An 8,717-nucleotide genomic window follows, 5' to 3' on the forward strand; every position below is an offset into this window, starting at 1 on the left:
GAGCACGACGTCCCGGCAGCCTCCCGGCGCCGCGGCGGGCCGTTCGGCGCCGCGCTCGGGCGCAGGTCCTTCCTGGCCGGGGCGCTGGCCGCCGGGGCCGCGGTGGGCGCCGGCGGCACCGCGCTCGCGACGACCACCGGCGACGACCAGAACACCACCCGTGACGGGGATCCGGGCCGGACGGTCGCCTTCCACGGGACCCACCAGGCCGGCATCCTCACCCCGGCGCCGGCGGCGGCGACGTTCGCCTCCTTCGACGTGATCGCCACAGACCACGCCGGGCTGACCGAGCTGTTCAGGGCAATCACCGAACGTGCACGCTTCTTGACCTCCGGTGGCGAGCCGGTCGATCTCGGGACGACCGCCCCGCCGTCCGACAGCGGCATCCTCGGGCCGGTGGTGCCGCCGGACGCGCTGACCGTCACCGTCGGGGTGGGCGCCTCCCTCTTCGACGACCGGTTCGGCCTGGCCGGCCGCAGGCCGCGGCGGCTCACCCCGATGCGCACCTTCCCCAACGACGCGCTGGACCCGGCGCACTGCCACGGCGACCTCAGCCTGCAGCTGTGCGCGCACAGCCGCGACACGGTCCTGCACGCGCTGCGGGACATCGCCCGGCACACCCGCGGCGGCATGCAGCTGCGCTGGCGCGTCGACGGCTTCCAGAACCCGCCCCGGCCGTCGGGAGCCCAGCGCAACATGCTCGGCTTCAAGGACGGCACCGCCAACCCGGACGTCACCTCCGCCGCCGAGATGGACCGGCTGGTCTGGGTGCACGGCGGCGACGGGCCCGCCTCGGCCGAGCCCGCCTGGACCGAGGGCGGCTCCTACCAGGTCATCCGTATCATCCGCATGCTGGTGGAGTTCTGGGACCGGGTCTCGCTCAACGAGCAGGAGATGATGATCGGCCGGCGCCGGGACACCGGGGCCCCGCTGGACGGCGCCGCGGAGGCCGACATCCCGGACTACACCCGCGACCCCGACGGCGGCATCATCCCGCTCGACGCGCACATCCGGCTGTCCAACCCGCGCACGCCGGACACGGACAGCTCCCGCATCCTGCGCCGCGGCTACAACTACGACCGGGGCATCGACGCCAACGGCAACCTGGACATGGGCCTGCTCTTCTGCTGCTACCAGCAGGACATCGCCCGGCAGTTCGAGGTGACCCAGACCCGGCTCATCGACGAGCCGCTGGTCGACTACATCAGCCCCACCGGCGGCGGCTACTTCTTCGTCCTGCCGGGCGTCCGCGACTCCACCGACCACCTCGGCCGCACCCTGCTGGCCTGACGGCCGCGGCGATTGGCCGCGTGGTGACCACGGCAACCGAGGTGACCTGGCATGGTCCCGGGGCGGATATGCTCCAGGGGAGCCGCATCCTGCCCACCCGGCCCGCGGCCGCCACGGCTCGCCGTCCCACCCACATGTCCGTTCTGGTCCGGACCCGGGCCGGGTCCGGCGAGTCCGGGCGCGGATCATTCCGCACCCAGGCCTCACTACGATTCGGCTCATGGAGACGTTGTCGTTGGCAGACGGGGCCGTCCTTCGCCCGGCCCGGCCGGGTGATGCCGGGGGCATCCTCGACTGTGTCAGAGGGCTGGCCCGCTACGAGCGGGAGCCCGACGCGGTGCGGACGACAGCCGACGACCTGCACGTGGCGCTGTTCGGCCCGGCGCCGGCGGTGTCCGCCCATGTCGTCGAACGGGACGGTGAGATCGTCGGCATCGCGGTCTGGTTCCTGAACTACTCCACCTGGACCGGTCGGCACGGCATCTACCTGGAGGACCTGTTCGTCCGCGAGGACCAGCGCGGCCAGGGCTACGGCCGCGCGCTGGTGGCCACGCTGGCCCGGCACTGCGTCGAACGGGGGTACGCCCGGCTCAACTGGGCGGTGCTCGACTGGAACACGCCCGCCCTCGACTTCTACGGCTCCCTCGGCGCCCGCCCCCAGCCGGAGTGGGTCGGCCACGTCCTCACCGGCGACCGGCTCACCGCACTCGGCACACCCTGACCACCAGCGCCACCCGGCGGCCACTGCGAACAGCCACCGCGAACAGCCACCATGCCCAGGTCACGGTCGGCAGTCCCGGGAGAACACCACCCTGCCCAGACATGAAGAGCCGCTAAAGCTTATGTCTGGGGACTGTGTCCAATGGTCGGAGCTGACGCACCGGCTGCTTGATGCCGCCAGGTCACAAATTGGCCACAAAAAACACCGGAATGAAGCTCGGCAAGCTCCGGCGACCAGGAGGACCACAAAAAATCTGAACGGTGGATCAGAGCTCAGCAACCTCCGCTGCGACTCGAGCCCCCGCCGTACGAGCCGGAACCGCCGGAACCGCCGGAACCATATCCTCTCGAGCTGCGGCCAGCAGAACGGGGGCCGTTCGTGTCCTGGTTTTCCGAGCTGTAGCCGCTCGGCCGAGATGTCCTCGGAGTCTCGGTCCTCGAGGAGCCACTGCCATCGGAGCTTCTGCCACCCGCCCTGAACCGCTTCCAGAGTTTCACTGACGACGTCCTCTCCAGGAGAGCTCCAGCGATCAGGCGCAGCATATATCGGCGTTGACGGCCAAGCTATATCCGCGCGCCGTCCAGTCGACGACAATCCCGCTCCGTCAACCCGGATTCCTGGATTATAAATGCCCACAAAAGGGACAAATAGTACTACTGACAGCCAGCCGGTCGGCTGTCGCCGTCCGGCCGGTGCGCTCCCCGCGGGCCGTGGCCGCGGATATCGTCGGATACCCGATACATCTCGCCCGCACGACGACCCACGGTGTATGCATACCCACGTTCCGCGTCCGACAGACTGGGGGTTGGGCGATGCGGCAGGACACACCCTCTCCGGCCGGGGAGGACGGCGCGGGCGCGGTGGATTTCTTCGTCTCCCACGTCTCCGCGGACCGCGAATGGGCAGAGTGGATCGCCTGGCAGCTCGAGGCCGTCGGGTACCGCGTGCTGGTGCAGCCGTGGGATTTTGTCCCCGGATCCAACCTCATCGCCGAGAAGCATCGGGCCACCCAGCTTTCAGCCCGCACGATTTCGGTGCTCTCCGCCGCCTATCTGGCCTCGGAGCACGTTGCCCCTGAATGGCAGGCCGCATTGGACGCGGACCCGAGCGGCCGGCAACGCAGACTGCTGATGCTACGGGTGGAGGACTGCAAACCGCCGGGCCTGTTGGCCCAGCGGGTCGTCGTGGACCTGTTCGCGACGGATGCCACGCTCGCCACCCAACGGCTGCTGGCCGCTGTCCGCGACGAGCGGGGAAAACCGACAGCCACGCCCGCCTTCCCGGGCCGGCCCGAGCCAGGATTTCCCGGCCGGCTGCCGGTCGTCTGGAACATTCCCGTCCGGCTGCGGTTCTTCACCGGCCGCGACGCTCTGCTCGAGCAGATAGCCGAGCAGCTGGCCGGCACCGGCCGGGTCGCGGTCACCGGCCCCGTGGGCTCCCGGGCGGCGGGCGCGGCGGCGCTGTACGGCCTGGGCGGAGTCGGGAAGACCCAGCTGGCAGTCGAGTACGCCCACCGGTACGCGGACGTCTACCGGTGGGCGTGGTGGATCGACGCGGAACAGCCCGTTCTGGTGAGCGGGCAGCTGGCCGCGCTGGCGCCGCGGCTTGAGCTGCCGGTGAGCGGGCGGGCCGCCGAGGACGCGGCTGCGGTGCTGGACCGGTTGAGCGTCACCGGCGACTGGCTGCTGATCTTCGATAACGCCCAGTCCGCCGAAGAGGTGCGCGAGTGGCTGCCGGACACCGCCCGGGGCGGGCATGTGCTGGTCACCTCACGCAGCCCGGTATGGACGCCGCTGGCGACCCGGATTCCGGTCGACGTGCTCAGCCGTTCCGAGACGACCGCCCTGCTCCGTCAGCTGGTACCCGACATCGACGGGCCCACCGCCCACGAGCTGGCCAACCTGCTGGGGGATCTGCCGCTGGCGGTAGGGCAGGCCGCCGCCTACCTGGAGAAGAGCGGGGAAACCCCGGCCGGTTATCTGGCCACGTTTCGCGCCCGGCGGCACCGGCTGTTGGCGGAAGGGCAGGATCTGGTCTATGGCGGCAGTGTCGACGCAGCCTGGTCGCTGTCGCTTCAGCGGCTGGCCACCGAGAGCCCGGCGGCGGTGAGGCTCCTCGGGCTCGCGGCGTTCCTCGGCCCGGAGCCGATCCCGCTGACGCTGCTCACCCAGCCGGTCGGCCGCAGGTGGCAGCGGCAGTCCGGTCTCGCCGGCCGACAGGTGCCACAGGCAGTGACCGCGCTGCTGGGCTACTCCCTGGTCACCCGTGACGGTGACGCCATCCGCGTACACCGCCTGGTCCAGGAGGTCACCCGCACCCGCCTGACGCGGGACCGGCGGCGGTACGCGGCAGCAGCCCGCCGCCTGCTGGTCGCCGCAGCCCCTCCCGGCACCGAGGATCCCGACAGCTGGCCCGTGTGGGCCGTGCTGGCGCCGCATGCGCTGACCGCACCCGCCCTGTATCCGGAGGATCCGGCTGAGGACATCGGTCCGGAGGCACGCAGACTGCTGCTGGAGACCGGCTGGTACCTGCGGGTGCGGGGGGACCCGCACGCGGCCCACAGCCACCATCAGCAAGTCCACCGGAGCTGGGCCCGCCATCTCGGCCTCGACCATCCCGACACCCTGTCCGCGGCGAACAACCTCGCCGAGGATCTGCGCGTACTGGGCGACGTGGCCGCGGCACGAAGCCTGGACGAGGACACCCTGCGCCGCCGCCGCCAGCTGTCCGGCGACAACCACCCCGACACCCTGGCCTCGGCGAACAACCTCGCCATCGATCTACGCCTGCTGGGCGACGTGGCCGCGGCACGCAACCTGGACGAGGACACCCTGCGCCGCCGCCAGCTGTCCGGCCGTGACCACCCCGACACGCTGCGCTCGGCAAGCAACCTCGCCATCGAGCTACGCCTGCTGGGCGAGGTGGCCGCGGCACGGGACCTGGACGAGGACACCCTGCGCCGCCGCCGCCAGCTGTTCGGCGACAGCCACCCCGACACCCTGGCCTCGGCGAACAACCTCGCCGAGGATCTGCGCGTACTGGGCGAGGCAGCCGCGGCACGGGACCTGGACGAGGACACCCTGCGCCGCCACCGCCAGCTGTCCGGCGACAGCCACCCCGACACCCTGGCCTCGGCGAACAACCTCGCCGAGGATCTGCGCCTGCTGGGCGACGTGGCCGCGGCACGGGACCTGGACGAGGACACCCTGCGCCGCCACCGCCAGCTGTTCGGCGACGACCACCCGGCCACCCTGCGCTCGATGAGCAACCTCGCAGCCGACCTGTGGGAGCTCGGCGACACAGCCGGGGCGGAACAGCTGCGGACGCAGCTCCACAAGCGGCACACCCTGCCCGGCAGACAGCCTGCGCTGTGACGGGCCAGAGCCGCACCAGGGTCAGCCGGTGAGGCGCACGGGCAGCTCGGTCATGCCGCGCACCACGAGATTGGGCCGGTAGACGGGAGGATCGGCGAGCAGTTCGATCGTCGCTGCCCGACCCGCCAGCGCCCGCAGCGCGACCTCCATTTCCAGCCGGACGAGTGGCGCGCCGATGCAGTAGTGCAGGCCGATGCCGAACGACATGTGCCGGTTCACGCTGTTGCGGCCCGTGTAACGGGTCAGGTCCAGCCGATCCGGTTCGTCGAAGGCATCCGTGTCCCTGTTCGCCGACCCGAACATCACCATGACACTGTCACCGGGCGCGAAGGTGTGCCCGGACAGTTCGATCTCCCGTGTCGCGACCCGGGTGGTCAGCTGTGACGGGGCGTCGTAGCGCAACAGTTCGTCCACCGCGGGTGCGGCGAGGTCGGGGGTGCCGCGCAGCAACGCGAACTGGTCCGGGTTGCGCAGCAGGGCGAGCACCCCGTTGCCCACCAGGTTCACCGTCGTCTCGTGACCGGCCACGACCAGCACCACCAACGTGGCGAGCATCTCGTGGGCGGTGAGCCGGTCACCGGCCGCCTCGACCGCGGCGAGAGCGCTGATCAGATCGTCCTGTGGCTGGGCCCGGCGCCGCGCGATCAGAGCGCCGAAGAACTCGATGAACTCCCGGGCCGCGTCGGTGCGGGCGGCGACCTCCTCCGGCGTGAGCAGCACGTCCGGATCCAGGCCACGGGCGATCCCCGCGGACATCCGCCGGACGGCCGGGTGGTCTTCGGTGGGAACCCCGAGCAGCTCGCAGATCATGGTCAGTGGCAGGGGGTAGGCCAGCGCCTCGATCAGGTCGACCTCACCGGCGGCCACCGCCTGGTCGATCAGCTCGTCGACGACCTGCTCCACGCGGGGTCGCAGGCGCTCGATCGTGCGGAGCGTGAACGCCTTGCTGACCAGCCCACGCAGCCGGGTGTGGTCCGGCGGCTCCATCCACAGGAACGACGCGGGCAGGTCCAGGATGTCACTGCCCGGATGCAGCAGCTCGGGCTCCTCCGCATGGCTCCACACCGGGTTCTGCAGGACGGCGTTGCAGTCGGCGTACCGCGGGACCAGGCGCAGGCCGAGCGGTCCCGGTGGGAACGGGCCGGCCGCGCGCAGTATCTCGTAGCTCGGGTACGGGTCATGCCGCCACTCGGGGGCGAAGGCGTCGAGCACCGCCTGCCCAACGGCGGAATCCCCGGCCGCGGGCTCCCTGGCCACAGGTACTCCGACCACGGGCTTCCCGCCGGTGGGGGTGGCCCCGGTGACGTCACGCGTGATAGTCGGCCCAGCGCTGGGATCCACGTTCGGCTCCTCCCGGAAGATGACGGCCCGTGCGCCACGCCCCGGTCGCCAGAAATTCCGGGGCACGGGGTTTCCCCGCGTCCGCATCGAAACCTTCCCGAATTCCATCGGAACCTGTCGTCCGGGTAGTGAACAGACCATAAACCATCCGCCAAGAACACTGGAAGAAACCGGCGGAAAAGTGTTCCGTATCGGCCGATCGTGATTTCCGATTTTCCGATGGGCCGGCCGGTGCCGGGTACCGGCCGTACCGCCGGCGGCCGTCAGGATCCGGTGCTACAGCGGATGTGCCCCCATGCCTGCCCGTCCCTCGCAGCCGTAGGTCACAACCGCTGTTATCACAACGCTTTCTACCTACGGCCTGCACGCTTGTAGGTGGATTTCGTCGTCATGGCAGCGGTTTTCACCTACGGCCGACGGGTGTCGGGTGTCGGGTGTCGGTGAACGCGGCACAGACCCGGAGCGCGGGGCCAGGAGTGTCAGGAGCCGGCGATCTCGAGGACGAGTTTGCCGGTGTTGCCGCCGGAGAAGAGCAGGAGCAGCGCCTCCGGGAAACGTCCGATCCCGCCGGGGAGGATGTCCTCACGCGCCCGCAGCGAACCGTCCGCCAGCCAGGTGGCCAGCTCCGCCGTTGCCGCCGGATAGCGGTCGGCGTAGTCGGAGACGAGCATCCCCGTCATGGACGCGCGCTGGATCAGCAGCCACCGGTAGTTGCGCGGCCCGCTGACCTGTGTGGTCGCGTTGTACTGCGAGATGGCGCCGCAGATGACCACCCGCGCGCCGCGGGCGAGGTGGGTGAGGACGGCGTCGAGGATGTCGCCGCCGACGTTGTCGAAGTAGATGTCGACGCCGTCCGGCGCGTGCGTGCGCAGCGCGTTCTCGACATCCTGCTCCTTGTAGTCGATGGCCGCGTCGAAACCGAGCTCGTCGACCAGCCAGCCGCACTTGCGCGCGCCACCGGCGATACCGATGACACGGCATCCCAGCCGTCTGGCGATCTGGCCCACCACGCTGCCGACGGCGCCGGCGGCCCCCGAGACCACCACGGTGTCGCCCGGCCGGGGACGCCCGACGTCGAGCAGCCCGAAGTAGGCGGTCAGGCCCGGCATCCCGAGCGCGCCGAGGTAGGTCGGCAGCGGCGCCCGGCCGGGGTCGACCGTGGCAACGCCCCGGCCGTCGCAGAGCGCGTACTCCTGGACCCCGAACGGCCCGGTGACATGGTCGCCCACGGCGAACCCGGGATGGTTGGAGGCGACGACGCGGCCGGCCGCATAGGCGCGCATGACCTCCCCCAGCGGCACCGGCGGGACATAGGAGCGCGCCTGGTTCATCCAGCCCCGCATGGCCGGGTCGAGGGAGAGATAGCTGATCTCGACGAGGAACTCACCCTCGCCGGGGGCGGGGACCGCTGTCTCGACCTGCTCCCAGTCTCCGGGGGCGGGCAGGCCCACCGGACGGGCCGCGAGACGGATCTGCCGGTTGACGGCCTTCAAGGTCCACCCTCCACGGGACGACGGCGCTCGGTACGGCAGCCTCGGTAGGGGCAGCCCTGGTACGGCGGATGCCGGATGCCGGATGCCGGATGCCGGGCAGCCACCGCCGACGGTAGCGCGGCTACGGCCCGGCGGGGGGCCGCTCGGCGAGGTAGCCGTTGCGTTCCAGGAAGGCCAGCAGTGCGTCGGCCGCGTCGGCGGCGTCCACGGGGCCGACGATGGTGGGCGGTTCGTGCGCGGCCAGCACACCGGTCAGCTCCATCAGACGCTGCCGGGGGGTGCCCGACGGCGGCGGGACGACCCTGGTCCGCGGCCGGAACGGACCCGCCGAACGGACCGTGACGGCAGCCGCCAGGTCGCCGTCGGCGGCCGCGGCGACGGCTGCCGCGTCCAGCACGGGTATCCCGGCGCGCTGTGCCGCCAGGGCCGCCGGCAGGGACGCCCGCCGCAGCCGGACGCCGGCGCCCTCGACCGAGCACACCGCCGGCGGGCGTACCC

At 71.4% G+C, this 8,717-nt stretch carries 5 protein-coding genes and 1 pseudogene; 3 read left to right on the forward strand and 3 right to left on the reverse strand.

Annotation, left to right across the window (positions count from 1 at the left end; translation table 11 throughout):
* The 3 genes from efeB to fxsT form a co-directional block, all read left to right on the forward strand.
* On the forward strand, window positions 1-1,290 hold a 1,290-nt coding region (efeB, locus tag NBW84_RS19555; protein ID WP_250286228.1), incomplete at its 5' end, for an iron uptake transporter deferrochelatase/peroxidase subunit.
* Window positions 1,291-1,510: 220 nt separating this feature from the next.
* Window positions 1,511-2,011: a GNAT family N-acetyltransferase gene (locus NBW84_RS19560; protein ID WP_250291347.1), complete on the forward strand. Its 501-nt coding sequence runs from the start codon at window positions 1,511-1,513 to the stop codon at window positions 2,009-2,011.
* Window positions 2,012-2,823: 812 nt separating this feature from the next.
* Window positions 2,824-5,385, forward strand: coding sequence for an FxSxx-COOH system tetratricopeptide repeat protein (gene fxsT / locus NBW84_RS19565; protein WP_250286232.1), 2,562 nt, complete (start codon window positions 2,824-2,826; stop codon window positions 5,383-5,385).
* Window positions 5,386-5,406: 21 nt separating this feature from the next.
* Here the strand turns inward: fxsT and NBW84_RS19570 are convergent, their stop codons facing one another.
* The 3 genes and pseudogenes from NBW84_RS19570 to NBW84_RS19580 all read right to left on the reverse strand — a co-directional run.
* Complete coding sequence (locus tag NBW84_RS19570; protein ID WP_250286236.1) at window positions 5,407-6,657, reverse strand: cytochrome P450; 1,251 nt, start codon at window positions 6,655-6,657, stop codon at window positions 5,407-5,409.
* Window positions 6,658-7,205: 548 nt separating this feature from the next.
* On the reverse strand, window positions 7,206-8,219 hold the full coding sequence (locus NBW84_RS19575) for an NADP-dependent oxidoreductase (protein ID WP_250286234.1): 1,014 nt from the start codon (window positions 8,217-8,219) through the stop codon (window positions 7,206-7,208).
* A gap of 121 nt (window positions 8,220-8,340) precedes the next feature.
* Window positions 8,341-8,717: pseudogene (locus NBW84_RS19580) on the reverse strand (mycofactocin-associated electron transfer flavoprotein beta subunit); the annotation flags it as partial.

The sequence above is a fragment of the Protofrankia sp. CiP1_Cm_nod2 genome (genome assembly GCF_920664355.1).
Lineage (GTDB): Bacteria > Actinomycetota > Actinomycetes > Frankiales > Frankiaceae > Protofrankia.

Bases quoted from the DNA above. Each gene is read 5' to 3' on its own strand.
- NBW84_RS19560 (WP_250291347.1), top strand. From the start codon at position 1,511: ATGGAGACGTTGTCGTTGGCAGACGGGGCCGTCCTTCGCCCGGCCCGG.
- fxsT (WP_250286232.1), top strand. From the start codon at position 2,824: ATGCGGCAGGACACACCCTCTCCGGCCGGGGAGGACGGCGCGGGCGCG.